This is a genomic window from Clostridium sp. AM42-4 (assembly GCF_003480105.1).
Taxonomy (GTDB): Bacteria; Bacillota; Clostridia; order Lachnospirales; family Lachnospiraceae; genus Brotaphodocola.
This window is the reverse complement of the sequence record NZ_QUIK01000010.1, coordinates 74,704-99,557: the sequence shown is the minus strand read 5'-3', so window position 1 is coordinate 99,557 and position 24,854 is coordinate 74,704. Positions and strand designations below refer to the sequence as shown.

Here is a 24,854-nt window from a genome sequence, read left to right as displayed (position 1 = left end):
CATTTGAAAAAAGTATTATTTCACAATTTAATAATTATTAGCAGGGCGGCAGCGTTGCGCTGCCATATCGCGAAAGAAAGGGGATGATGCAGGCCGCCTGTGTGCCGTCCGCATAACTGCGGACAGGGAGTAACGATGTTATGGAGAAAGGATTCCACGACATCGAGCAGTTCATTGCTTTCATAACTCCAGGACACACGGCTTTTCATGAACGGCTCTCAATAGGGGTGCATCGTCGAGGCAGGACAAGGGAGTTCTCTCCACATAAGGAAAAACCTCCGCCTGCTCGGACGGTATCTATTGAACTGCTCGATGCAGCAATTCAAGGAACAGCTGGTTTTGTCCATTGGTACAAAGCTGGCTGTTTTTCTCTATCACAGCCAGGTTTTGTCCGGTGCAGGTCACCGCCAGAAGCTCAGGAAATCCATCGGAATTCTTGAGACTTTTGGAGGTAAAGCCATGTGGCAACGGAACAATGGGCAGGCAGAAGATGACCTGCAATTCAGGTTTACAGCATATTTAGTTTCGGCGGTCAAGCGCCGCAGAAAAGATTATTTGATCCAGTTTTATAAGCGCAGCAGTATAGAGAGTACTGTGGAAGTGGTCTATGAGTCTGAACCCAGCTCAGAGGAAGTGGTCTTGGACAGATTACCGCTTATGGATGTCATTGAGAATGGAGCGCTTCTGGAGGCGTTGCAGAAACTCAATGAACGGGAACGCCAGATATTTCTGGCTCGAACGCTGGAGGAAGAAGATTTCGAGACTCTGGGAGCAAAGTTTGGGCTGTCCTACAAAGGGGTGGCTGCACTTTACTACAGGACGATCCAGAAAATCAGAAAGAGCATTGAAGGAGGTGACAAGAGATGAATTTTGAGTGTCTGCTCCTCAGTGCCAAGGACGGAAACGAGGATGCCATTACGGCGATCTTACAGATGTATCGACCATTGCTGCTCAAGTATGCTATTATTGACGGCGTGCTGGATGAGGATCTGTACCAGGAATTGAGCATTATTTTGTTGAAGGCGATCAAATTGTTTAAGATTTAAGTCAATGAGAAAGGCTCCGAGATCATTACGGCCTCGGAGCCTTTCTTACTGACTTAAAAGGGAGAACTGCTAAATTTATATCCACTGCCCAGTATAGTGCGGATATAGCCACCCTTTGGTGTATCCGGCGTCAACTTGCGCCGGATCTGACTGATGATACTGGCAACGGCAGTGCCGCAGCGTTCACCGTCTCTATCCCATACGGCCTCATAAATCTGGCTGGCTGAGAATACCCAGCCAGGATGACGAGCCAGATATGTAAGGACAGCAAACTCATGGTGAGTCAGAGTAACAAGTTGACCGCTGCAGGACACTGTCTGCTCCTTCAGCCGGATTTCCAGATTTGTAAAAGAAAGAATGTTGCAAGGGAGAGGAGGCGCAATATGGTTAAGCTCCGGCTCGTTTGCGATAGTTTCCATAATTTTATTGAGTATATGTTCTTCGTGGTCAGTGACGGATAATATTAAAATTCTGCCCATATTGTTCGCCTCCTTTGCTTGGGGTAAATGCGGAAAACTGCTGCGCCAGTGGCCGCCAACAGTACCAGAAGCAGCACAGCAAACAGACCGAAACTCTCATAGTAGAACAGTTCATCCCAAAATAGGAGAACATCACAGAGAGCAGTCAAGGCAACCGTCCAGCGGATGTGCCGGGCCAGTCATTGCCGGAACACCAGCACAAGGACAACGGGTGGGACGATCAGCAGCACCAGATTCAAAATCAATGTCGGGGTCAGTTCCATTGCGTCGCCTCCGTTATGCGTGCTCTTTTGTTGATAAGGTCATTGTAAAACCCAAATCTCCGCGAAATGTTACAGTGGCCAAAAAATTCCATTGAAAATCGGGGTGAAATGTTACAATGCTCGGACATTTTTATATTAGTCGGGTCTACTTCATTAGTCTACAATCCGTAATCTCTCAACCAACGGAGTTTTTTGTAAACTGTAAAAAGCGGAAATAGTAATCGTCAAAATAATCAGAACTACCACAATGCAATATACAGTAAACAATGTTAATGGAAATGTATATGACAAATAGAAAATCCCTGCACTTATCAAGCCTTTTATCAATATCTGCCCTAAAATAATTCCCAATATCAGAGTAAGTATCAAGCTCCCTATCGCCAATACACAACTTTCGCATAGTGCCATTTTTTCTGTTTGTTTCCTAGTCATACCGATGGATTGAAACATAGCGTATTCCCGCTTTTTTGTTGCTATATTTGTAATGATTGTACTTGCGAAAGTAATGATACTAAAAAGCAGCAAGAATAGTGTTACGCCTATGATAGATATTCCTACCTGCCTTATAGTAGCTTCTTTTGAAGCAATCGCTTCTTGCATAGTCGTCAGTGTTAATCCATCTGACATATCCACTAATTTCTCTAAAGATATTGTGGTGTGTTCCAATCCGGTATCATTTGCCTTTACAATCAACCTAATAGAAACATTAAAAGAAACCGAATTTTCTGCTATCAATTCAGTGGGCATTAAAAACCAGCCGCCATAAATTGCTGTATTTGAATACAGATCACCATCTAATATGCCTCCCACTGTATAAGTTTTTTGGGTGCCATCCCCAAATGTAAATTCTACTGTATCGCCTTTAGAAATACCTTCTACACCATTTACAGCAACGATCTGGTTAGATTGAACAAGCTGTTGATAATCCAAATCGCCTGATTCTCTGAATTGCTGAATAGAGGCAAAATCATTATCGGTAATAATAGAAAGTTGATCTTTGCCTGTGCTATTTTTCCCTGCCCAACTAATATCTGTTTCAACAACTTGCTTTATATTGCTAATGTTTGGAAGCTCCATTATCTTTTGTTTGAAGTTTTCAATTTCTGAAACTTTCTCGCTGTATTTACCAGTAGTTTCAATCGCAAATTGTCCATACTGGTAGACATCTTTCTTTACAATAGACTCTGGATCAATGGAAGCGGTGTATGTCGCAGCTAAGACGAATAAAAGCCCGCTTAGGCCCAAAGAAAGCACAGAAACTAAAATGCTTTTCCAGTGTGATGTTATGCTTATGATTGCCAGCCCCAAAGAAGATAATTTTCGTTTTTCTTTGTTAGTAACCTTACAATCAAAGCGTTCCATCATATATTTGCTGGAAAGGATCGGGGAAATGCTGAGGGCTATTTTTGTAGGTCTATTTAACGATACTTTTACAACGAAATTGATGATAAGACTAATGATTATCCCCCAGACTACCGCAGCGATCCAATCCCAACCATCAGGTTGCAACAAATATCCAGCAAGGCCACCAATTAGTAGACCAATCGGAACCCCAATTCTACATAAAAATTTTCTTTCGTAGCGCATGATTTTCTTTGTTTGCTGCTGTGTCATTCCGACAGTACGAAGCTGCCCAAATTGCCGCACCTGATTTACAACAGATAAATAGAAAACATTGTAAATTACTAAAGCACTCACAATTATAATGAAGATTGCCACCCCCATAAGAACCATGTTTTTCTGATTTAATAGTCCTCCGTTAGGCAAACTATCTATGAATAAGTCGTTTCTTGTTACATGATGAATGTCATATTTTGAAGATATATTATCGACCGCAGAAGAAAAACCATATTGCGTCATTTTTGTGGCATCAACAATGGTAATTGAAGCATCATACCCGTTTTCTGTTTCAGTTACTTTGATGGATTCGATATTTTCCTCTGAATACAACAACTCAATTTGCTGCTGGGAAAGATCATAAAAAACAACTTGTGGCTGCCCTTCTGCCATTCTATCTTTTGTAGTTTCATATCCGCTTTCAAACATAATCAACATCATGAGTAGTGCTGTTGCAAAGACTATCGTAGTAAGCGAGAAAACCTTTTTAACTCGGTTTTTATCTATATCGTTTTTAGCAATTTTTTTCGTGATAGCACTGGTATCATTCTCAAAAGGCCATGTCATAGCCTACCACCTCCTTATTCCACAATCTTGCCGTCCTCAATGCGGACAATCCGATCTGCAAGGCGGGCTATGTCGTCATTGTGGGTAATCATCACAACAGTTTGCCGGAACTCCGCACTGGTACGCTTGATAAGCCCCAGCACCTCGGCACTGGTCTTGCTGTCAAGGTTGCCGGTCGGCTCGTCGGCCAGCACAATAGCCGGTTTGGTAATCAAGGCGCGGGCAATCGCCACACGCTGCTGCTGTCCGCCGGAAAGATTGTTCGGCATATTTTTCAGTTTATCTTTCAGCCCCAGCAGGTGAACGATCTCGTCCAAAAACTTCTGATCCACCGTGTCCCCGTCTAGCTCCACCGGCAGGACGATGTTCTCATACACATTCAGGATGGGAACAAGGTTATAGTTCTGGAAGATAAAGCCGATGTTGCGGCGGCGGAAGATGGTAAGCTGTTCGTCGTTCATTTTCGACAGCTCTTTGTCCCGGACAATCACATTGCCGGAAGTAGGGGTGTCCAGCCCGCCCATCATGTGAAGCAGGGTAGACTTGCCGCTGCCGGAGGTTCCCACAACGGCCACAAATTCGCCGTCCTCCACGGAGAAGTTCACACCGTCAAGGGCGCGGGTGATGTTCGGCTCTGTGCCGTAATACTTTTTCAGGTCGATAGTCTGTAAAATGCTCATAAAATTCAATCCTTTTTTTGTTTGTTGTAAATGCGGAACGCTGCTGCGCCGGTGGCCGCCAACTGCACCAGAATCAGCACAGCGAACAGGCCGAAGCTCTCATAGTAGAACAGTTCATCCCAAAATAGAAGAACATCACAGAGAGCAGTCAAGGCAACCGTCCAGCGGATGTGCCGGGCCAGCCATTGCCGGAACACCAGCACAAGGGCAACGGGCGGGACGATCAGCAGCGCCAGATTCAAAATCAATGTCGGGGTCAGTTCCATTGCGTCGCCTCCTCACTTTTGTTGATAAGGGTATTGTAAAACCCAAATGTCCGCGAAATGTTACAGCGGCCAAAAAATTTCATTGAAAATCGGGGTGAAATGTTACAACGCTCGGACATTTCAAAAAAATTCACGGCGGACAGCCGGAAATGGTCGTCCGCCGAATCATACTACACAATCTTTTAGATAGATTGATTGTGAAATAATTTCAATCCAATCACCACATCTATCATAAGTTCCACAATGAGAATTATACTAATGGCAACATTAAAATTACATAGGTTATATAATCCGATATAGATTTCACAAGTAAGAAATACAACTTGCAGACACAAATTTAAGTATGTCACTAAATGCTCGTTAGTTCTATTCCACAATCTAAACAGGAACATTGTAAAAATAGGTTTTCCCGTAAAAGCAAAAAGCACTGACAATACCGGCACCAAAAATACATAGTAAGAATCTACTGCATTGCTGGGGGATGTACCTACCCATTGAATTGCTATTTTATCAGGAACAACGAAAAATAAAACAATAGATAAAATAACATTGATTATTAAGATGATTGTTGTTGCTTTGCAAAAATTGATTTTTTTCATGGTGTTTTCTCCTGTTATAAGTGTGCTTTATTTAGTCGGCAACATAATGGAAAATTCCGAACCCTTGCCCGGCTCCGAAACCACTTTGATATAGCCGCCCTGCCGTGTTACGATCTCGCGGGCCAGATACAGGCCAATGCCCACGCCCTGCTGTTCGTGTACTTCTTCCTCACGATAGAAGCGCCGGAAGATGGCGGCCTGATTGCTTTCGGAAATGCCCTTGCCGGTGTCGGCTACTTTGATTTCCACATACATTTCCCACAGCACCACCGACACAGCGATTTTCCCGCCTGCCGGGGTGTACTTCACCGCATTGTCCAGCAGGTTAAAAAGGGCTTCGGATGTCCACTTGCTGTCATGGAAAACGGTCAAATCCTCCGGGCAGTCCACGGACACGACGATTTCCTTTTTCTCTGCTGCATACACAATTCCACTCATGGCCTGTGCCACGGTATCAAAGAGGCGGCCCGGTTTCTTATCCAACTGGATCACGCCCGTTTCCAGCCGGGAGGTTTTCACAAGGGCCTGAAAGAGAAAGTCCAGTTTATCCGTCTGGCTGCGGATTCCTCGGATAAAGTCGGTGCGCTCCGCCTCGGTCATAGGCTTTTCCAACAGGGTGTCCGTCGCCATTTTCAGATTGCTTACCGGCGTTTTCACCTGATGGGAAATATCTGATACAAGGGTCTGTAACTCCTGCCGTTCCTCGTCCACCCGGCGGCGGTTCTCCTGCATGATCTGGTAAAGCCTTGCCAGCCGGTGTCCGATTCTGGCAAGCTGGGTTTCGCTGTCCTCTGGCCGCTGGGGTGCTTCATTTCCGGCGATCATGTGGTCTAAAGTCTGGCACAGGTCAGCGGTAAACTGTGACAACCGTTTTCCAAACGCCTGTGTCAGTACAAAAATCCCCACAAGGGCGCACAGCAGCAGCGCCCCGCCCGTCAGCAGCACCGCCGTCTGTTTCGTCACAAAAAACAGGGCTATGGTGATCCCGGACATGGAGAGGACAAGCCCTATTGCCACCCGGCCAAACAGCCGCTTTACCGATAGGTTCTTAACCTTCATTTTGCCTCGCCTCCCGTCCATTGATAGCCCATGCCATAAATGGTCTTGATGTAGGGTGCGCCGCCGTCGGATTCAATCTTGCTGCGAATCCGGCTGATGGAGGTTGTCAGGGTGTGTTCGTCTACAAACCTCTCGTCTATATCCCACAGCTTTTCCAAAAGCTGCCCACGGGTCAGCACTCGCCGGGGATTTTTACGGAATAGGTTCAGCATTTTGTACTCCATCGGGGATAGAGTCAGGGGCTTGCCGTTTAAGGAAGCCGTCTGCTCCGAGAAGTCCAGAAACAGCCGCCCGTCGTCGTAAATGTCCTTGGCCGGTTTGTGGTGTTCCAGCATGGCGAACATGGCTTTGATTTTTCGCTGCAAGGCCCCGATCACAAAGGGCTTTGTGATGTAGTCCACCGCGCCCACCTCATAGCCCCGTATCTGGTCGCTCTCCTGATCGTTGGCGGTCAGGAATATTACGATGGTGTCCGGGTGCTGGGGCTTGATCAGCTTGCACAGCTCAAAACCGTTCCCGTCCGGCAGGTTGATGTCCAGCAGAACCAAATCAAATTCCCGCTGGCGGATGGCGTCGGCTGCGGTTCTGGCATTTAGGGCAGAAGTCACGCCGTAGCCATCTGCGGTCAGGTTATAGGCCAACATCTTATTCAAAAAACTGTCGTCCTCGACAATTAAAACCTGCTTCATATCCTCACTTCCTTTGCTTTTTGCAGATAGTATAACAGGCAAATGTCCGCGAAATGTTACAGCGGACGGATTTTTTCAAAAAATCTATCAGCAAAATATAGCTCTATTAAAAAGCAGCACCAAAGAAGATATTTTCATATTCCTCCCGGTGCTGTTTATATATTATTTCAGCTTATCCTTATTATCTTCTTGTTTCTTTTTATCCCGATATTTCCGTATGAGTTTATTACGGATAGGAACGCCAACACCAATCAAAAGCACAACTGCCAAAATTGTGAAATCCATACAATCACCTCACATTTCCTTATTCTTCATAACCCGAATGGACAAGAAGATTGAAACCGCATACATCACGACAATAGCAAAAACCGCAAGCAACACAAGAAGTATCGGAGAAGATTCAACGACTGAAATAATTGAGTTCCCGATAGCTGGCATTTTAGAGAGAAGAAGTAAAGTCACCAAAAAACCGGCCACTGGAATATACATAAATACCCGTCCTTTGATTGAGCCGTACTTGTAATATCCCGGAATCTGGAACACGGTATAGAGTGCAAATAAGAATACTCCTGCAATAGCGGCAGTTACAATATCAAATACGCCAACTGTTTCACCCAGCACTTTCAAGACAAGCGGCTGTGCAATCAAAGAAATAATCAAGGAAAGAAGCCCCATTGCAAGGACGAAAACATAGCGTCCGATCACAAGCTCACTTTTACGAACAGGTAAAATACCAAACAGACGATCCATACTGTTTTTTTCTGTGATGGAAAAGGTATATCCCGTCGTCATGGCAATAAAGCACATAGCAAATGATACCCCTGTCAGCAAAGAACGATTGATTGCGGCAAACACAATCGGCAGAAGCAGGGTGAAACAAATTGTCTTAAAATATGGTTTTACCAATGCAATATCTAATTTTGTGGATTTCAAAATATTACTCATAATCGTCACCTTTCTTGCTTGTAAACACTACAATTTCATCAATGGTGGCAGGCTCAACGGTCAGGTTAGGGAAACCGCTAATATCTTCGGTTTTCATCAGCGCCTCAAATCCCGTAGGGAATGTACGAATACCAGCCGCCTTATTTTTCAGATCATCGGACAGTTCCTCAATTCCACCTTTTACAATGCGGAACATATCTACAAAATCATCTTTGCTGCCAGTAAAGTACAGCTCGCCATAACTGATGTAGGTAATATAATCGGCTGCACGCTCCAAATCGCCTGTGATATGGGTGGAGAACAAAACACTATGCTCACCATCTTCAATATACTCTGAAAGAATTTTCAAAAGTTCATCTCTGGAAACCGGATCAAGTCCACTGGTCGGCTCGTCGAGGATCAGCAGTTTGGCGTCGTATGAAAACGCACAGGCAAGCATTAACTTCATCTGCATACCTTTGGAAAGTTCTTTTACCTTTTTGGTTGGTGCAATGTGAAATTTCCGTAACATATCCGCAAATTTCTGGCTGTCCCAATTTGGATAAAATACCGAAATGGATTTTTCAACCTGCGACACTTTCCAATCATCACTGAAATAATTTGTATCGAAAACAACGCCCAGCTCTGATTTTACTTTTTGTTCTTCTGCGATATTATCCAGCCCCATCACTTTGACTGTGCCGCCGGTGCGCTTGAGCATATTCAAAATCAGTTTGATTGTCGTTGTTTTGCCAGAACCATTCGGGCCGATCAAGCCCATAATATATCCCTTTGGCAAAGTAAAGCTGATATTGTGAAGTTGAAAAGAATCAAAAGATTTTGAAAGATTCGTTACCTCTAAATAATTAGTCATCTGTTTTTACCTCCGTTAAAATGTCCAAAAGGCGATGTAATTCCTCTGTGGATAGATTTGCCATTCTTGCAGCTTTTATTGCTTCGGTGAGATTGTTTTCTACTTTGCAAATAAGCTGCTCCTTAATCAGTTCTGAACCAGACCCCATTACGAAACATCCACGCCCCTGCACATTTTTAACAAAGCCCTCTTGCTCTAATTCTGTGTATGCCTTTGTCACTGTTAAGACGCTGATCTTTAAGTCTTTGGCAAGTGTTCTAAGGGAGGGCAAAGTTTCTTCGGCTTGAAGCTCGCCAGATAAAATAGCCGCCTTGATCTGCTGTTTAATCTGCTCGTATATGGGGACGCCAGATACATTTGAAATAATCAGTTTCATTGCTGCATCCTCCGTGTGTTTTAACTGTTATGCTGTTGTGTATAACAGCATAACACGAGAGGCGTATCTTGTCAATATTTCAAGGGGTGTGGCAATGATTTCCTCTGTCTATGTTTCGGGATATGAATTATAAAGTTTAATCTTACTGCATATAGCAACATTCCATTGAGAAAATATGAAATATACAATGTAGATGGATGGTGCTATATGGCAAATATCAAAGATTGTCCCGGCTTTGAAACTTTCGGCGCGGATGTAAAAGAGGCGCGGAAAGTCAAGCAGTTATCGCGTAAGACGCTGGCGGAACAGATCAATATCGACTGGCGCTATCTTGCCAACCTTGAAAACGATGACACGATTCCCAGCTTGCCGGTTATCATACAGCTTAATCTGGAACGAAATGTATATTGATATAATGGTAAAGTTATGGTGGCTGTTTATGATAATGTAAACAATATGCGATCCGGAACTCAGCAGACTGTTAACTATGCCAAAAAGAAAGGACTCCAAATCATTTATATCCATCCGGATACGGCACAGGTAACGACAGAAGATGCAACTTTATGGAAATAATAAAGGAATAGCTCCAAAGCGGAAAAATGCAGTGACCGTTTTGGAGCTTGTTTTGTCATATAATGTCGAATGATTTTCTCTTTCCTCGAAGGATATTCCAATGCTACTCCAAAAGTTTCCGAAAACTGTCAGTTACACTGTAATTATGGCAGTGATCCCAAAAATCAATGAAAATTCGATAAGCGGAGGTGGGGGTATGAGATCAGTACGATACCCAATGAAAATCGGAAGAAGAAGGCGGTCTTTATCCTGACAATAAGGATGGAGGCCGCCTTTTGTTTTAATTTAATAGAATAGCTGGAATAGCATTTGAAAAAAGTATTATTTCACAATTTAACAATTATCAGCAGGGCGGCAGCGTTGCGCTGCCATATCGCGAAAGAAAGGGGATGATGCAGGCCGCCTGTGTGCCGTCCGCATAACTGCGGACAGGGAGTAACGATGTTATGGAGAAAGGATTCCACAACATCGAGCAGTTCATTGCTTTCATAACTCCAGGACACACGGCTTTTCATGAACGGCTCTCAATAGGGGTATATCGTCGAGGTAGGACAAGAGAGTTTTCTCTACATAAAGATAAACCTCCACCTGCCCGGACGGCATCTATTGAACTGCTCGATGCAGAAATTCAAGGAACAGCTGGTTTTGTCCATTGGTACAAAGCTGGCTGTTTTTCTTTATCTCAGCCAGATTTGGTCCGGTGCAGGTCACCACCAGAAGCTCAGGAAATCCATCGGAATTCTTGAGACTTTTGGAGGTAAAGCCATGTGGCAACGGAACAATGGGCAGGCAGAAGATGACCTGCAATTCAGGTTTACAGCATATTTAGTTTCGGCGGTCAAACGCCGCAGAAAAGATTATTTGATCCAGCTCTATAAGCGCAACAGTATAGAGAGTGCTGTAGAAGCGGTCTATGAATCCGAACCCAGCTCAGAGGAAGTGGTCTTGGACAGATTGCCGCTTATGGATGTCATTGAGAATGGAGTGCTTCTGGAGGCGTTGCAGAAACTCAATGAACGGGAACGCCAGATATTTCTGGCTCGAACGCTGGAGGAAGAAGATTTTGAGACGCTGGGACTAAAGTTTGGGCTGTCCTATAAAGGGGCAGCGGCACTTTACTACAGGACGATTCAGAAAATCAGAAAGTGCATTGAAGGAGGTGACAAAAAATGAATTTTGAATGTCTGCTTCTCAGCGCCAAGGCTGGCAACGAGGATGCCATTACGGCAATCTTACAGATGTACCGGCCATTGCTACTCAAGTATGCCATTATTGATGGCGTACTTGATGAAGATTTATACCAGGAATTGAGCATTATTTTACTGAAGGCAATCAGCCTGTTTAGGATTTAAGTCAATGAGAAAGGCTCCGAGATCATTACGGCCTCGGAGCCTTTCTTACTGACTTAAAAAGGAGAACTGTTAAATTTATACCCACTGCCCAGTACGGTGCGGATATAACCGCCCTTCGGCGTGTCTGGCGTCAGCTTGCGACGGATCTGACCGATGACGCTGGCAACTGCAGTACCGCAGTGTTCACCGTCTTTATCCCATACGGCCTCATAAATCTGGCTGGCTGAGAATACCCAGCCAGGATGACGAGCCAGATATGTAAGGACTGCAAATTCATGGTAAGTCAAAGCGATGAGGGTACCGTTGCAATATACGGTTTGTTCCTTTAGCCGAATTTCAAGACCAGGGAAGGAAAGTGCAGACTGCGGTGGAGATGGTGCAAGGTGGATAAACTCTGGCTCATCCGCAATAAGCTCCATAATTTTGTTGATTATATGTTCTTCATGATCAGGAATGGACAGAATCAGAAGTTTACCCATTTTGCTCACATCCTTTCTCCTTACACACTTTGAGACAACCAAACTTCATGGAAATATAGAATATAAAATGCAAGGATAATTTATATAAGTGATTTCCACAATTTGTTTGATTTCATATGGAACTAAATAACATGGATCCTATTTGATTTCTTGTGCAATAAAAGCGTGTTAGACAACAGAGACTTTGGTACCTTAACATCTGGCATTTTTCAGCCTATTAGTTGTTCCACATAGGTAATCAGAGGGTGCAGTTGTTTCAGGCGAAACATCTTAAATAACTTATCTGGATTTACCCATTGAACATCCACAACTTCTGTTTCCTGTAAACGCATTTCTTCAATCTTTATATCCTTATGAAATAGCCAAACATCGTAAAAATCCTGCACATTTTCCCGTCTGGTCTGATAAATCAATTTTTCACTTCCGGGAGTAAGCAGTATTCCTAATTCTTCTTTTACCTCTCGGATTGCTCCTTGCAAACTGGTTTCCCCGGAAAGTACAGAACCACCCGTACATTCCCAATAAAGAGGGTATTGCTTTTTCGGATGCCGCTGTGATAAAAGATACTGCCCCTGCTGGTTGACAATCCATACACTCACAGATAAATGATACAGCCCTTTGGGTATGATTTCTCCACGGCACACTGCTATTCCAGACTTTTCCCGTTTTGCATTATATAAATCCCATTTTTCCATTTTCATACCTCTTTGTGTGGGATCGGTGCTTGCCGGAAATCAAGTAAGTAAATATCCGCAATCCTTTCTATTTCTGTACGCTGATCTGCGGAATACTTATCATAAATCCCACCTGCTAACATACGGGCTGCCTTTGCGCTTTTAATTGCTGGAAGCACATCATCAAACACAATACAGTGTTCAGGTGCAACCCCTAATTTTCTTGCGGCCAATTCAAAGACATCCGAATATTCTTTTCCCCGCTGAACCTCATCTGTTGAACATAGAGCGTCAAATAATTCTAAAATAGAATTGTTCTTTAAGCATGGAATATAGAGATTTTCCGGCAACCCCGTAGCAACTGCAAGTTTTATTCCATGTTCTTTTAAGCGCAGAAGATAATCAAGGGCATAGGGCAGCAGACCGACATGGTTCCTGTATTCCTCGACCGCCATATTATTCCATTCCTCAATAATTCCCTCTACCGTTTCCTGCAATCCAAAAAGATCAATGGTATATTGTGCGGCTTCCTCAAAACTCCTTGCACATATTTCAGTTACATAATTATCTGGGACAGGAAGATTTCTCTTTTTCAAAAACTGAATATCTATATGCTCCCATACATCCATTGAATCCAGAATTGTTCCATCTAAATCAAAGATTGCCGCATTAAAATCCATGTTTCTTTTCCTTTCCGCAAAATAAATCTTTCAGTTCCGCAGCAGCAGCTTTTATATCGGACTGCGCTATGATGGCAGATACAACAGCCAGTCCGTCAATTCCCATGGGCTTGAAACGCCCTGCATTTCCTTTATTGATACCGCCAATAACAACTATCGGCAAAGAAACGGCTGTGCGGATTTTCTGTAATTCCTCCATTGATACAGATTCAGCGTCGGTTTTAGTTCCAGTAGGGAACATTGCGCCAACTCCCAAATAATCCGCACCATCCTGCTGTGCTTGTATTGCTTCTGCAATGGAAGAAGCAGATACCCCCAACAGCATATTTTCCCCAATTACTTTGCGGACGGTAGCCGCAGGTAAATCATGTTGTCCAATATGTACTCCCGCAGCCTGCACAGCCATTGCAATATCTATCCGGTCGTTTATGATAAGGGGAATATGGTATCTCTCCGTAACCTGTTTCACGGCAACCGCCTGATTATAAAATTCCAATGAAGGCAATTCTTTTTCTCGGAGTTGTATCATTGTGCAGCCTCCTAAAATTGCCTGTTCCACCGCTTCTGTCAGGCTATCGCAGCTCATTAGTTGACGATCAGTAACAAGATAAAGTGTATAATCAAAGTTCATTTTGCACCTGCCTATTCTTTAGATAAACCATGCTGATACAATTCGTAGAAATGGTGCGTCGGGCCACAGCCTTTTCCAATCGCAAGGGAGTGTTCGATTGCCGTTGTGACATAAGCCTTTGCCGCTTCGACAGCAAGCGGAATACTTTTTCCCTTTGCAAGCTGGGAAGCGATTGCAGAAGAAAAGGTACAGCCTGTCCCATGAGTATTTTTCGTATCAATGCGGGCTGTTTCAAAGTGGTGGAAATTTTCTCCATCAAATAGGACATCAACGGCATTTCCTATATGATGTCCGCCCTTGACAACAATCGCCTTACAACCCATGGCATATATTTTTCTTGCGGCAGCCTCCATATCTGAAACTGTGGAAATCTGCATATCCGCTATTTTCTCTGCCTCTGGAATATTTGGAGTAAGCACATCGGCCAGTGGAATTACAGTGTCTATCAAGGTGGAAACCGCCGCAGGATTCATCAATGGGCAGCCATTTTTGGCATACATAACCGGGTCGATTACAATATTTTGTGGCTTATATTGTAATAGTTTCATTGCCACTGCTTTCATACATTCTGGCGTAGAAAGCATACCAATCTTTACTGCGTTCACTTCAATATCTTCAAACACGGCATCAATCTGTTTTGCAATCATATCCGGGGTAATATCTTGGATGTCGATAACGCGGCTGGTGTTCTCTGCAACAACAGAAACAATAACACTCATTCCAAATACGCCGTGAGCAGAAAAAGTTTTCAAATCAGCCTGAATACCTGCACCTCCGCTGCAATCTGATCCGGCAATGGACAATACTTTTTTCATTTTGCATTTTCCTCCATTCTCTCGTTCCGATAGGCCATCTTCCAAAAAGCAAGCTCTAACAAACTTGCTTTTTCAAAAATATCAGCCAGATACTTTTTATTTGCTACTGATAACCCGGCACATTTATGCTCTGCAAAAGCAGACCATTCTTTGCAGCTTTCTGCATATTGTTCATCCGCATAATCTTTGATAAAGTCCCAATATCTTGACTGTCTGCTTGTAGGAACAGCCGCCAATTTTCGGAATATATAGCTGTAACTTAGCATACAGGGAAGAACCGCCATTAAAATTTCTTCATTCTTTCCATGTGACGCAATCTCAAACATGAAATCAATGTAATTTTGATTTTCAGGCAGAGGAGCGATCAGTTCAATATCATTATCCGTCATGCAAAATTGCTTTAGATAATCCAGGCGCACTTCTGATTCCGTATCATTTACAAAATTCAGCATGGAATAGTAAAGCTGAATTTCTCTTAATGTATCAGCATGAAAAATTGCCTTGCCGTATATACGGGCATAGTTTTTCAGATAGATACTATCCTGAATCATATATCTTTTGAATTTTTCAAGAGGTAGCTTTCCAGTTTGCACTTCCTGCACAAATGGGGTAGCTGCACATTCTTCCCAAATGGGAATGTTGTGGGTTAAGATGTCTTTCATAAATGCCATGTTTGATCCTCCTAAGATAAAAAAATAGAGCCTCTAAAACAATTAGAAGCTCTTTCAGACGCAATACGAGCGTAAGAAATTGCTTCCCTACGCCGGTATTAGCCGACAGGTCCAGAGGTCAGGTCTTACCTTTTTCAACTTGTTCAGTTCCCTCGCAAACACATATCATATCTTATTCAATTAAAAAAGGACATTCCCAAAACAGAGAATGTCCAAAAAATACGAATCTGTATTCTTTAGCTCCCTGCGTTGGTATTAGCCAACAGGTTCAAAGGGTCAGGTTTTAACCTTCTCAACTACAAGGTAGTCCCCCTGCTTGAATATCATTATAGTTAGAAAGTCCCCAAAAGTCAAGTCTACGCATTTAGGACGGTAAAAGTCCACGGAAATCAAAGGTTTTTCCGCATGGTCGGCTAGATAAAGTTATCCTGTTCCCCTCAAAACGAGGTTCTAAATGCGGGAAAACGGACAAAAAAGGAGAGACAGATGTGGAGGATTTGACACCTTTTCGCCGACGTTTTTTATCACTGGGTTACAGTAAGGGGCTAATGTATCCTAAAATAATAGCTTTGTTTTATCCCTCAATAGAATTTGTGGCATCTAATTTTTCATAAATATTTTGGATATGATTATGGTGCGGTATATAAAGAGAGAAAAACGCACCGAATACAGAGCCGATAGGCATACTGTATCCGGTGCGTTGTAAATTTTTAACCTTTCAGATAGTAATGCACATAGGCATTATAATCTCGATGCCGGGTGACTAACCGCAGCCAGATATAAAAGTGGGCAGTTTCCGAATACAAATTGAATTCGGTGGGCTCGCTGGTGGGCTGGGCGTACCCTCGGCAGAACCGTGTCAGGGTATCCAAATTCAGAAACTCCGGCAGTTGGAACAGCGCATTCTGGAAAGCATCAATTTCACGGGCAACTTCCAGAACAGGCGTATCCTTTTGGCACTGATGCCAGGTGGTCCACCATTTCCATCCGTCATAATCAGAACGGGAATAGGCTATCTCGCTGGCAGGACGGGAGCCCTGCTGAAACAGATCTTCAAAGGTGCAGGAAGTAGTCAGCAACGGATTTTCAAAGTCGGTCTGCTGCTGGCTCAAACCGTTTTTGACAGCTGCCCATTCTGTTAGAGGGAGTGGGCAACGGTTGGCATCACGCAGGGCTTCATCCATACCGCACGCCTCGCAGATATGGACATCTGCATAGCGGCTCAGGGCGTTGATGACCAGCCTGCAATCCAGCGGCTGACCACACCGAAGACACAGGGGTGGTTGCTCCGCCTCTGGGGTAAACAGCAGTTTGTCCTGCTGCCACATGGTTTCCAACAGGGATTTGGGATAGATACGGATCTTCATGATGATGTCCTCCTATTTTATCGTGTTTAATATTCGTACCGTTTCCTTCGGTCTTCAGACCAGGGAGGGTAAACACGCAGCTCATCCTGGAACATGGTCATCAGATCGCCTGCCATGTCCTCTTTGCGCCGATAGATGCACTGCTTCTCCGTACCATCGGCATAGCGGATGATAGTCTGGAGTGCGGGACCTTTCTGTGTGAAGATGAATTTGCGGCCATGAGAAGGATCAGATGCCTCAATCCAGAGGGGCAGGGTGGAGGAACTCCCATCCAGACACCGCCAGCCGCTGTAATCGGTGTAGCTGAACCCGTTGATTTCCCGCGCCAGTCTGCGCAGGGCAATATACAGCCGCTCAAAGTGGCACCCCAGTTCGCCTTTCTGATGCCGGATGTAGAGGGTGTGCCCCTCATGATCCAGGGCATCCAGTTCTTTGCCATAAAACAGGTATTCAGGGTAAAGACAGCCATCCGATTCAAGAATTTGTCCAGTGGGTTCCGCAAGGTGATTGTCTGACAGCCAGGCCGGAAAAAGTCCGTCTGCGGCTTTTATATTGATGAAAGCGCAGTGGTCGGGCCGGATTCCGGTTAAGTTGGTGGTAAGGGTTTCCCACAAAATCAGGATGCCATGATCCTTTTCATAAAGCTTGATGGCGAGATTGCCGTTGGGATATGTACTGATTTTCAAAGTAAGCTGGGCTCGGTGTTCGCCCAGCGTAAATGCGAGAGTATTCATAAGCGTTTTCCTCCAAAGAAGCACCGGACGCCTGCAAAAATGCAGATTGCCGGTGCTTCTTAGTGTGTTCTGGACAAGGAAACCGGAGCAGGGAGAGGAATGCAGTTCCTCTCTGGTCATCGTCAGCTACACAGCCAAAGTCTTTGACTCGAACTGATAGCGCAGAACCTGAGCCAGCTTTGTCCTGTTTTCACAAGTAATGCGATAGGTAGGGCCATAGTTACGCCTCTGTTCATCCATCCTTCGAATGGAAATGCTAAATCGGGTGCCCTCCTGGGTGATCCACAGACGCCTGCCCGTGGCAGCATCTTCAGCAATAATCCATAAAGGGTACTGCATGGTCATGTAGGTCTGGGGGTAAGCACGCCAGCCGCTGCGGTCATGGTAACAGAAACCGGGGGTAGCCTGCCGCCTTTCATTCAGTACATCATAAACTGCCTTATATTTCATGCACTGCACCGCCTTTCAAAGTTTTTCAGGTAGCCTGCATACCCTTCCGGGTCCAGCTCCTGTAGCCGGTTGGCACGAAAACGATATTCAGGATAGGTGCAGAACCCACTCTGCATGGTGCGACCGGTTGGGATAGCCAGACCATGTCGGACGAGCCAGGTGGGAAATTCCGAATCGGCATTGGTGTCGATAAAGGCATGGTCTTTTTGCCGTTGGCCGGGCAGGTTGACGGTGAGAGTCGCCCAGGGTTCCGGGTCACCGCTTTCCCATGTCACCATTTGTATGGCAAGGTTTCCATTCAGGTAGGAAGTCACCTGCAGCTGGATGGGGTGCGTGGCACCAAATTTCTTGTAAGGCAAGGTAACAGGTGCAGCATCGGTATCAGGCTCTCCGTCCTCTACGCCCAGTTCCCAACTAAGGGACAAAATCTGGCTCTGGCTCAGCGTGCGGGTATATTTCTTTGCGTATTTTGGCCTGAAGAGCAGGGTACCGTCCTGCAGGAGCAGCTTTCCTTCTTTTTGGTCCTGAATACAGCGCAGGCCATGCAGACGGGGCTTTGCGCGCTCCACCGCATCGTGGATCTTCGGATGGTCAAACCATATGGAACACTGTACGGCTACATGGAGATGGGGATGCTCCTGAAAGCGTGAGCATAGGAGCTCCAGCACCTGTTGACAGACTTTTCTTCGTTTCTCCAGCGTCTGACGCTCGTTAAAGGTCAGCGTGAAATACGAGAAATCCCGTTCGGATGCGTCTGCGGCGCCGTTAAAGGGATTACACCAGAAGTACAGATCCCATCGGTCGCTGCCATAGGACACAGGGATATTTTCGTCATACTGGTAGCAGACAAAGTCCTGTGCGATGGCTTCCATGACGGGTTTCATTGCTGCGCTGCTCTCAAAACTTGCCTGACGGATATACTGCTCCCATTCTTCGCGGGTGTGGCTGTCATAAAACTGTTTGTTGGCTGCTGCCTCTGCTTCGGTGCATAGGGACTGCAGGCGCAGGGAGTGGACGTCTTCTTTGGCATAGCCTTTTTCAAACCATCTGGTATCAATATTCATATGAGAACGATCTTCATGAATTTTCATTTTGCATCCTCCTTGTGTATAGTTGCTACATTTTTTGACTCAGTGTGGTCATTGGTCTTTCCAGTCATAGAGCCGACCATTTCTTTCAGACTGGCGATATACTGTTTCCATGCCTGCCTGGATTCTTCAGCACGCTTCAACTCGGCAAGCTGTTCTTCCGGCGACAGGGCTTCAAACTCGCATTGGCGGCAGTCTCTATCAATATCCTGAAAGATGCGGTTCAGAATGGAGAGAGCCAGCTCTGTAACAGTGGGGCTGTGTTCATCAAGTGCCTTGCGGCCCTGACGGAACAATTCCAGATAGCGCTCATACTGCCGTTCGCTGATGAATTCCCAGCCGTAGGCTTCCTGGATGTCACTTTCGCTATGGTATTGCATAGCTGCTTCAAATTCTGCCTCGCGGTCTGCGGCTTCCTTTTCGATGTGCCGCCTGAGCTTGGCGCGGATGCGCTCCAAGTCTTTGAGCAAAAGCTTGCAGGCTTTGGCCTCCATGAGATAACCGTGTGCTTCGCTGTTTAGATATTGCTGAGATGTCTTTTTCATGCGGCAGCTTCCTCCTTGAATTTGGATTGAACAAAGAGCAGGAACCCTTTGCTGGTATCCTCCAGAAGCTGCCATGTACCATCCCGCCAGACACAGGCGGTTGCATCATTGTAGACTTCCGGCGTCTTGGGCGGGTCGTCAAAGCATTCCGGCGTCACATAAAGGCACATATGTCCCATATAGAAGGGCTGCAGAGTAGCTTCTATCTCTTTGCGCAGGGCAAGGGCGAGTGATTCGATCTCGTCAATATCCTGACGCTGAAAGGTAGCATCTGAAATCTGTTTGAGCCGCTTGGTTTGCTTCACAGCTGTATCGATATAGGGTACAGCCTCATCAAAGTATTTGTGTTTGATCCGCATACCGTCAAATACCAGAAAGCGGGTATAGGCGGTAGCGGCTTTACAGATGTCTTGCCGCAGGGCATCAAATGGTTTTTTGTACTTGGTTTTCAGCACCTCCATGGATACGACCTGCAGATTGCGCCGCAGGGTTTCCAGATGGTTCACTAAAGTGGTGCGTAGTTCATCTCGTTCCATAGGCATCCTCCGTGGGTAGCTTCCGGGCGGCTATCCGCGCCGGAAGTGGCGGCAGTGCTTATGCACATTGGCGTGGATAAACGCAAAGCTCTTGCAGGCCAGCAATCGGTTCCGTTCTCTGGAAGATTGCCGGGCAACGCTTGCATGATACTTTTTAACAGATGTTTTTATAGGGTTATTCGAGTTCAGGTTCCCAAGGGGTATCTTCCTCATAAGGCGCAGCCTCCTTTTTATTGTCAGCGGACTTGTTGGCAGCCTGTACTGTCAGCAGAAGGGCATCTTCCCCGACATCGCTGCTGTGGGACTTTTTGGCTCGTTTCTTTTTGCATCTTTCCACGGCTTTGTCATAGTCGTAGCCGATACCAGCTTGCAGCTTATCCGCAATTTTACGAAGCTTTTCGGCATGGTACTCATAGGTAGCACGATGGAATCCAGTCAGCTCCCACTGATCGCACACCGATTCCAAAAGCCGGACATAGTCCCGCAGTGCATTGACTGTTTTGTAGATATCGCCATGGCAGGTAGTAAAGGTATGGACGCCATCAAGATCCCGAAAGCAAAAAATCAGTTCTTCCCCCAAAAACTGTTCCAGTTGGACTGATTGTGCGATCATTGGCCGAAAAGATTCCTGGGGCAGTTCGGGCAGTCTGTTCTCATCCATTGCTATCCTCCTCATGTTCCGGTATTGGCGGCTGTGGGCCTAAGCCTGCCGCAAACATCTGCACAGCGGTACGGTAACCAGAGGCGTATGCCTGCTCCAATACAGCAGAATTGCGGCATTGTACCGCAGTCTGATACTGTTCAAAAGCGATGGACGCCTCGCTGGAGAGCAGCGGAAGCAGAGCTTTTTCTTTCTGTTGTACTGTCTGGTTAAAAGGTGTGAGGCGTTTATCGGGCTTGAACACATCTGCTTCATATTCGCCGTAATAGAGCGAAGTGAGAAAGCGTGGGTCTGCCGGAAAGGATATAGCAGATGGTGCAGGGCGGGAAAGCGCCGCCGCAATGTCTTTGAGTGTGTTAATCAGTGCGGGGAGCTGAACATTAAAAAATCTTTGCCCCATTGCTGTTTCGTGTAAATTCATAAAATAAGGCCCCCTTTCTAAAAGCCATTTGCCTTTTACTGTTCCCCGGCAATCCGGTGCAGGTCTGCTAACAGGTGTCGGTTATTCTGCTCATACTGAGGCTGAAAAGGCTGGTCTAAATCAAAATTGTAATAGCGGTAGTAGAGTACCTTGAATACAATGCCTTGCCGCATGGCAGGGTCAATGGCGCGCATCAGTTTGCCCAGTTCGGTGGCAATCTCATATTCCCGCTTTACATATTCTTTGTCTTCCCTCTTAAAATTCTGATACAACCAGTCCTTGACGGATACCCGGCTGCCGGTAAAGTGGCTCCGGTGCCGGTCCAGACACAGGCAGTATTCAAAATCACGGCCACGCTCCCCTGGACCTACGGTAAGAGGATAGATACGGCAGGTACGGGTACGGGCAGGGTAGACGGAACAGCGCCCATCCATAAGGAAGATACAGGAGCCGTTTGGGGCTTTTGTCTTGAGCATATAGATAGGGAAGCCTTCTTCGGTCAGAGGTTCCGGATCGCAGTAGCGGAACAGGAAATCCTCTATTCCTTCGATGAGCTCACCTTTTGTTCGGAGATAGCGAGCCAGACGGTAGGCATCCAGACTTTCCACCATTACACAGCCTTCAATATTGCGGCAGCATGCCCCGCATTGACGGCAGGAAAAGGGAAACTGGTCTTTGGGGCGGACTGGTTGGATCTCATTCATGATTTCTTCATTCATTTTGTTCCTCCATAAAAAGAGCCGTGACGGAATGGTATCCGCCACGGCCAGAACTTGTGGAATAGTCAGCGGGAGCCGGCTGTTCCAAACCATTTACAGTCCCTTCACGCACATGCGGCCAATCTCACAGGGAGCGGACTGACAGCCGCCAGCGGAAAAGGGGACATGGACAGATGGTAGTGGGAGTTCTGCGTTTCAAAACGGACGCAATCCTCCGACTCCTCCAGAATCGTCACCACACGCGAAGTATGGTAGATGTTTCCTCCGGCGTGCAGAAGCGCACCACGCCCAACAGACAGCGGACGCAGCAGAGAGCCATTCAAAACGATCTGTTTCTTTTCTTTCTTCATTCGGTTTGACCTCCAATCTTTTTGAAAATGTGGATGTAAGGGTATTTCTTATCTGTAATGGGTTCATCCATAGCAAATATCCAGCAGCACATCGTGGACTTCAGCCAGCAACTCTTTAATGCGCCGCATGGGAACCTTCTGGGTGCGGGCAATCTCACGGAGACCATAGCCGCCCTGTTTCAGATGAACAATATCCATTTGCTGCTTGGAGACTCTGCCGGCCAGCTCGTGGAGCAGAAGATCCATTTCCAACTGCTGCATGATTGGGTCATGGGCAGGAATGGTATCTTCTAGAGGCGCACCATCGGGATATAATCCGACGTGAATACTGAGAACCTCCATATTGCGCTTGCGGCGACTTTGGTATCGATTGTAATTAGATAAAGCTCCCTGCATTGATTTCCAGCCAATTGTGGCGAAGGAATATTTCTGAAGCTTTGGCTCGTTGAAATAGCGGTACACTGCTCGGAGATAGCCAAAAATGATTACATCATAAAATTCATCTTCCGGCAGATGGTTTTCATTCAGGAACTTGTAGACCAGTCCGTGATGATCAGTGGCAAATGCCTGTTGTTCTTTGGTTAATGGTACTTCACATAACATTGTGTTTTCCTCCTTAAAAAAAGAGGGATACCTCCGGTGTGTTAAACCGAAGGTATCCCTTTGTTCATGTGTCATGTGGTGCAGGTCACATCAAGATACTTATGCGGGCAGCTGCTCGCAGTCACCATTGATCTGGCTGACAGTATAGTGACCGTCTGCCGGCTCGTTGGTCATGGCGCCAGGCTCGATTACATAATCGCAGCCGGTGTCGCGCTGCTCCTCAGTGATCTCGGCACGCTGCTGGAGCAGGAGTTTGATTTGCTCCTTAAAGCTATTGGCGTAAGCCCGGATTTGAGCCAGCTCCTCGCCCTGGAAATCCTGCAGCAGTTTGAAGGTAGCAACACTGTAGTCATTGGTGCCGTTGTTCTCACGCTTGAGACCAATCTGCACGATACTGCCGTAAGTGGCGCGGCGGCGGAGCATGAAGGCCCGGTTCAGAAATTCCTTGAAGGGCTTGATGCTGGTAGGAGGCAGATTTACCTGCAGAGGCATGTACTCACCACTGCGAAGCAGGTAGAGCACACGCATATTTTTACAGGCTTTTCCCTTGCTGCCATCAGGTGCAGAACCAAAGCGGTTCATCACGCAGGCAGCACAGGCGCCTCCGGGAGTGCCGATGCCAACCTTGCCATCCACAGAAGAACAAAGCGGCGTGGTATCGTCGTCATATTCGCTGCCAGCCGGCCAGTAGGCGCAGGTGGCGTGGTTATGCAGAATGACGCCTACCAGAGTCTTTTCATAGTCGGGATTGTCCGGATCATCGGACGGCATCTCAAATTGGAGTGTGCCGCCGGCGGGAATCTTGACACGCTGAAAGCTCATCTGCAGACCATCGGCGTCCTCAGCCAGTTCCTCGGCGCTGAAATCGCCTTCGATCATAGTGGGGAGCATGAATTTTTCCTGTTTCATCAAATCGCTGTTCTGATTATACATAGTGGTTCCTCCTTAAAAATGTGATGGTTGCAGATGGTCAGGCGACCATCTGATTGATACGGTTCCACTGCTGCCGGGGCATGGACAGGATATTGTATCCAATCCCCTCCAGGGCAGTGGCGCGGTCATAGCTGTCCACATCCTGACTAAAGCGTGTTACGGCATTGGATAGCCCATAGAGGGTCAGATCCTTGCCTTCAATCAGACGCTGCAGAACGCCGGTGCTTTCTTCCTCGGTGATATTGAAATCCTTGCTTGCCAGACGGACAACGCCGGGAATATCAGTGGTATTCATCTGAACGGTTGTGGCTTCACGCATCATGCCAACTACCCGTGTAAACCGCGTTTCATCCACGGCGGCCATCACGGTATCTTTGATCTTCATGGCAAATGCGTGGTCATCAGCGGCCAATGTCTCCTGTGAGAACAGTTGGAAGTTTTCATCTGCCTCATTGACCCGGCCGATGTGAGTGCGGCGAGTCTGGGCATCGTTGACGACCATGCCGTTACTGCATACCAGCCGATAGACCAAAGGCTGGATGTTGACGGAACCCAGTCCAACCTCACTATTGCTGATGATAACGCCGGACTGCACAATGTCACCGGGTACAACTTCGGCTTCAAGCCGCTTGTTGACTACTTTGATGTACATACGGCTGTCCGTGATCTGGCAGCTTTCAAAATAGGCGTCCTCCATTTGCTGAATGACAGGAAGGACGATTTCTGCAATGTCCAGGTTGTCAATGCGGCGATAGCGGTTGCTCAAAAACGCCCGTACAGTGCCATCCAGGGTGCGGACCATACGCTGGGTCGGTTCCCGCTGGAACCAGGAATTCACATTCTCTGCCAGCAGTTCCGGATAATCGGAAAGCATACGGTCATAGTAAGCAGCCGGAATCTTCAGATGTGTGCCGATCTGCCGATGGGCAATCTGGTTGATCTCCAATGGCTCCACCAGTGGGTCATCGTGGTCATCAAAGGTGTGGAGATAAAGTTGAGAACCAAAAGGTTCTACTTGAAGTCGCCTGGTATCAAGCAAATAGTCTTGCTTGAGTTTGGATTGGCGTTCAATCTGCTGTGCCATTTCCACGATGGTAAGTCCTGATTTCATTCGTCAAGTTCACTCCTTTCTC

General features: G+C 46.2%; 36 protein-coding genes, 1 pseudogene and 2 riboswitches. Of the genes and pseudogenes, 6 read left to right on the top strand and 31 right to left on the bottom strand.

Going from position 1 to position 24,854, the window contains the following annotated elements:
- Positions 1-339 precede the first annotated feature (339 nt).
- Both DW922_RS09805 and DW922_RS09800 read left to right on the top strand, forming a co-directional pair.
- A complete protein-coding gene (locus tag DW922_RS09805; RefSeq protein WP_243032163.1) occupies positions 340-867 on the top strand; it encodes a sigma-70 family RNA polymerase sigma factor in 528 nt (175 codons plus the stop codon).
- Positions 864-1,046: a helix-turn-helix domain-containing protein gene (locus DW922_RS09800; protein ID WP_118479242.1), complete on the top strand. Its 183-nt coding sequence runs from the start codon at positions 864-866 to the stop codon at positions 1,044-1,046. Before DW922_RS09805 ends, DW922_RS09800 begins: the two co-directional genes overlap by 4 nt.
- A gap of 53 nt (positions 1,047-1,099) precedes the next feature.
- On the opposite strand, the gene DW922_RS09795 is transcribed toward DW922_RS09800, so the two are convergent.
- From DW922_RS09795 to DW922_RS09745, 12 genes are all read right to left on the bottom strand, one after another.
- On the bottom strand, positions 1,100-1,525 hold the full coding sequence (locus DW922_RS09795; protein WP_118479244.1) for a response regulator transcription factor: 426 nt from the start codon (positions 1,523-1,525) through the stop codon (positions 1,100-1,102).
- Positions 1,510-1,704 (bottom strand): hypothetical protein, encoded by a 195-nt coding sequence (locus tag DW922_RS09790; RefSeq protein WP_243022888.1) that lies wholly within the window; start codon positions 1,702-1,704, stop codon positions 1,510-1,512. Before DW922_RS09790 ends, DW922_RS09795 begins: the two co-directional genes overlap by 16 nt.
- Positions 1,705-1,941: 237 nt before the next feature.
- Entirely contained in the window at positions 1,942-3,972 is a 2,031-nt protein-coding gene (locus DW922_RS09785; protein ID WP_118523224.1) for an ABC transporter permease, read from the bottom strand.
- Positions 3,973-3,986: 14 nt separating this feature from the next.
- Positions 3,987-4,652, bottom strand: coding sequence for an ABC transporter ATP-binding protein (locus DW922_RS09780; protein ID WP_118523223.1), 666 nt, complete (start codon positions 4,650-4,652; stop codon positions 3,987-3,989).
- 5 nt (positions 4,653-4,657) lie between these two features.
- The gene (locus DW922_RS09775) at positions 4,658-4,918 is read right to left on the bottom strand and encodes a hypothetical protein (protein ID WP_004611617.1); all 261 of its coding nucleotides are present in this window, start codon (positions 4,916-4,918) and stop codon (positions 4,658-4,660) included.
- A 182-nt stretch (positions 4,919-5,100) separates the two neighbouring features.
- Positions 5,101-5,517 (bottom strand): hypothetical protein, encoded by a 417-nt coding sequence (locus tag DW922_RS09770; protein ID WP_004611616.1) that lies wholly within the window; start codon positions 5,515-5,517, stop codon positions 5,101-5,103.
- 27 nt (positions 5,518-5,544) lie between these two features.
- Positions 5,545-6,576, bottom strand: coding sequence for a HAMP domain-containing sensor histidine kinase (locus DW922_RS09765; RefSeq protein ID WP_118726450.1), 1,032 nt, complete (start codon positions 6,574-6,576; stop codon positions 5,545-5,547).
- Complete coding sequence (locus DW922_RS09760) at positions 6,573-7,265, bottom strand: response regulator transcription factor (RefSeq protein ID WP_118523221.1); 693 nt, start codon at positions 7,263-7,265, stop codon at positions 6,573-6,575. Before DW922_RS09760 ends, DW922_RS09765 begins: the two co-directional genes overlap by 4 nt.
- Positions 7,266-7,427: 162 nt before the next feature.
- Positions 7,428-7,550, bottom strand: coding sequence for a hypothetical protein (locus tag DW922_RS18300; RefSeq protein ID WP_262348839.1), 123 nt, complete (start codon positions 7,548-7,550; stop codon positions 7,428-7,430).
- A gap of 9 nt (positions 7,551-7,559) precedes the next feature.
- Positions 7,560-8,210: an ABC-2 transporter permease gene (locus DW922_RS09755; RefSeq protein ID WP_015567057.1), complete on the bottom strand. Its 651-nt coding sequence runs from the start codon at positions 8,208-8,210 to the stop codon at positions 7,560-7,562.
- Positions 8,203-9,063 (bottom strand): ABC transporter ATP-binding protein, encoded by an 861-nt coding sequence (locus tag DW922_RS09750; protein ID WP_080908610.1) that lies wholly within the window; start codon positions 9,061-9,063, stop codon positions 8,203-8,205. The genes DW922_RS09755 and DW922_RS09750 overlap by 8 nt, the downstream gene beginning before the upstream one ends.
- Positions 9,056-9,439 (bottom strand): GntR family transcriptional regulator, encoded by a 384-nt coding sequence (locus DW922_RS09745; RefSeq protein WP_002578893.1) that lies wholly within the window; start codon positions 9,437-9,439, stop codon positions 9,056-9,058. The genes DW922_RS09750 and DW922_RS09745 overlap by 8 nt, the downstream gene beginning before the upstream one ends.
- 207 nt (positions 9,440-9,646) lie before the next feature.
- Here DW922_RS09745 and DW922_RS09740 point away from each other — a divergent pair.
- From DW922_RS09740 to DW922_RS09725, 4 genes and pseudogenes are all read left to right on the top strand, one after another.
- Positions 9,647-9,826: pseudogene (locus DW922_RS09740) on the top strand (helix-turn-helix transcriptional regulator); the annotation flags it as partial.
- A 632-nt stretch (positions 9,827-10,458) separates the two neighbouring features.
- Positions 10,459-10,758 carry a hypothetical protein gene (locus DW922_RS18040; protein ID WP_243024402.1) on the top strand — a complete coding sequence of 100 codons (300 nt, stop codon included), beginning with the start codon at positions 10,459-10,461 and terminating at the stop codon, positions 10,756-10,758.
- 19 nt (positions 10,759-10,777) lie between these two features.
- Positions 10,778-11,185 (top strand): sigma-70 family RNA polymerase sigma factor, encoded by a 408-nt coding sequence (locus DW922_RS09730; RefSeq protein ID WP_243024401.1) that lies wholly within the window; start codon positions 10,778-10,780, stop codon positions 11,183-11,185.
- Positions 11,182-11,364: a helix-turn-helix domain-containing protein gene (locus tag DW922_RS09725; protein ID WP_003501974.1), complete on the top strand. Its 183-nt coding sequence runs from the start codon at positions 11,182-11,184 to the stop codon at positions 11,362-11,364. Before DW922_RS09730 ends, DW922_RS09725 begins: the two co-directional genes overlap by 4 nt.
- A 53-nt stretch (positions 11,365-11,417) precedes the next feature.
- On the opposite strand, the gene DW922_RS09720 is transcribed toward DW922_RS09725, so the two are convergent.
- From DW922_RS09720 to DW922_RS09625, 19 genes are all read right to left on the bottom strand, one after another.
- Entirely contained in the window at positions 11,418-11,843 is a 426-nt protein-coding gene (locus DW922_RS09720) for a response regulator transcription factor (RefSeq protein ID WP_003501975.1), read from the bottom strand.
- A 209-nt stretch (positions 11,844-12,052) separates the two neighbouring features.
- Positions 12,053-12,538 carry an NUDIX domain-containing protein gene (locus DW922_RS09715; RefSeq protein ID WP_003501977.1) on the bottom strand — a complete coding sequence of 162 codons (486 nt, stop codon included), beginning with the start codon at positions 12,536-12,538 and terminating at the stop codon, positions 12,053-12,055.
- A gap of 2 nt (positions 12,539-12,540) precedes the next feature.
- Positions 12,541-13,197 (bottom strand): HAD family phosphatase, encoded by a 657-nt coding sequence (locus tag DW922_RS09710; RefSeq protein ID WP_003501979.1) that lies wholly within the window; start codon positions 13,195-13,197, stop codon positions 12,541-12,543.
- Positions 13,187-13,828: a thiamine phosphate synthase gene (gene thiE, locus DW922_RS09705; protein WP_003501982.1), complete on the bottom strand. Its 642-nt coding sequence runs from the start codon at positions 13,826-13,828 to the stop codon at positions 13,187-13,189. The genes DW922_RS09710 and thiE overlap by 11 nt, the downstream gene beginning before the upstream one ends.
- A gap of 11 nt (positions 13,829-13,839) precedes the next feature.
- Positions 13,840-14,643 (bottom strand): bifunctional hydroxymethylpyrimidine kinase/phosphomethylpyrimidine kinase, encoded by an 804-nt coding sequence (gene thiD, locus DW922_RS09700; protein ID WP_003501984.1) that lies wholly within the window; start codon positions 14,641-14,643, stop codon positions 13,840-13,842.
- Positions 14,640-15,314, bottom strand: a complete 675-nt coding sequence (locus DW922_RS09695; RefSeq protein ID WP_003501986.1) for a TenA family protein — start codon at positions 15,312-15,314, stop codon at positions 14,640-14,642. Before DW922_RS09695 ends, thiD begins: the two co-directional genes overlap by 4 nt.
- A gap of 66 nt (positions 15,315-15,380) precedes the next feature.
- Positions 15,381-15,478: riboswitch (TPP riboswitch) on the bottom strand.
- Between the two features lie 60 nt (positions 15,479-15,538).
- Positions 15,539-15,638, bottom strand: a riboswitch (TPP riboswitch).
- Between the two features lie 386 nt (positions 15,639-16,024).
- Positions 16,025-16,681, bottom strand: a complete 657-nt coding sequence (locus DW922_RS09690; protein WP_003501988.1) for a hypothetical protein — start codon at positions 16,679-16,681, stop codon at positions 16,025-16,027.
- Positions 16,682-16,707: 26 nt separating this feature from the next.
- The gene (locus tag DW922_RS09680) at positions 16,708-17,415 is read right to left on the bottom strand and encodes a DUF4313 domain-containing protein (RefSeq protein WP_003501990.1); all 708 of its coding nucleotides are present in this window, start codon (positions 17,413-17,415) and stop codon (positions 16,708-16,710) included.
- Between the two features lie 126 nt (positions 17,416-17,541).
- Positions 17,542-17,865 (bottom strand): hypothetical protein, encoded by a 324-nt coding sequence (locus DW922_RS09675; RefSeq protein ID WP_118523218.1) that lies wholly within the window; start codon positions 17,863-17,865, stop codon positions 17,542-17,544.
- Complete coding sequence (locus tag DW922_RS09670; RefSeq protein ID WP_118552408.1) at positions 17,862-18,956, bottom strand: DUF4313 domain-containing protein; 1,095 nt, start codon at positions 18,954-18,956, stop codon at positions 17,862-17,864. The genes DW922_RS09675 and DW922_RS09670 overlap by 4 nt, the downstream gene beginning before the upstream one ends.
- Positions 18,953-19,498: an adenylosuccinate lyase gene (locus DW922_RS09665; protein WP_118523216.1), complete on the bottom strand. Its 546-nt coding sequence runs from the start codon at positions 19,496-19,498 to the stop codon at positions 18,953-18,955. Before DW922_RS09665 ends, DW922_RS09670 begins: the two co-directional genes overlap by 4 nt.
- Positions 19,495-20,034, bottom strand: a complete 540-nt coding sequence (locus DW922_RS09660) for a decarboxylase (RefSeq protein ID WP_118523215.1) — start codon at positions 20,032-20,034, stop codon at positions 19,495-19,497. The genes DW922_RS09665 and DW922_RS09660 overlap by 4 nt, the downstream gene beginning before the upstream one ends.
- 175 nt (positions 20,035-20,209) lie before the next feature.
- A complete protein-coding gene (locus DW922_RS09655) occupies positions 20,210-20,695 on the bottom strand; it encodes a hypothetical protein (RefSeq protein ID WP_118523214.1) in 486 nt (161 codons plus the stop codon).
- Positions 20,688-21,116 (bottom strand): DUF6809 family protein, encoded by a 429-nt coding sequence (locus tag DW922_RS09650; RefSeq protein ID WP_118523213.1) that lies wholly within the window; start codon positions 21,114-21,116, stop codon positions 20,688-20,690. Before DW922_RS09650 ends, DW922_RS09655 begins: the two co-directional genes overlap by 8 nt.
- Before the next feature lie 35 nt (positions 21,117-21,151).
- The gene (locus tag DW922_RS09645) at positions 21,152-21,835 is read right to left on the bottom strand and encodes a YkgJ family cysteine cluster protein (protein WP_243022920.1); all 684 of its coding nucleotides are present in this window, start codon (positions 21,833-21,835) and stop codon (positions 21,152-21,154) included.
- 104 nt (positions 21,836-21,939) lie between these two features.
- Positions 21,940-22,185, bottom strand: coding sequence for a hypothetical protein (locus DW922_RS09640; protein WP_117497642.1), 246 nt, complete (start codon positions 22,183-22,185; stop codon positions 21,940-21,942).
- Positions 22,186-22,248: 63 nt separating this feature from the next.
- Positions 22,249-22,788 carry a sigma-70 family RNA polymerase sigma factor gene (locus DW922_RS09635; RefSeq protein ID WP_118523211.1) on the bottom strand — a complete coding sequence of 180 codons (540 nt, stop codon included), beginning with the start codon at positions 22,786-22,788 and terminating at the stop codon, positions 22,249-22,251.
- A gap of 99 nt (positions 22,789-22,887) precedes the next feature.
- Positions 22,888-23,721, bottom strand: a complete 834-nt coding sequence (locus tag DW922_RS09630) for a hypothetical protein (protein ID WP_050624184.1) — start codon at positions 23,719-23,721, stop codon at positions 22,888-22,890.
- A gap of 37 nt (positions 23,722-23,758) precedes the next feature.
- A complete protein-coding gene (locus DW922_RS09625; RefSeq protein ID WP_118552411.1) occupies positions 23,759-24,832 on the bottom strand; it encodes a DUF932 domain-containing protein in 1,074 nt (357 codons plus the stop codon).
- Positions 24,833-24,854 lie beyond the last annotated feature (22 nt).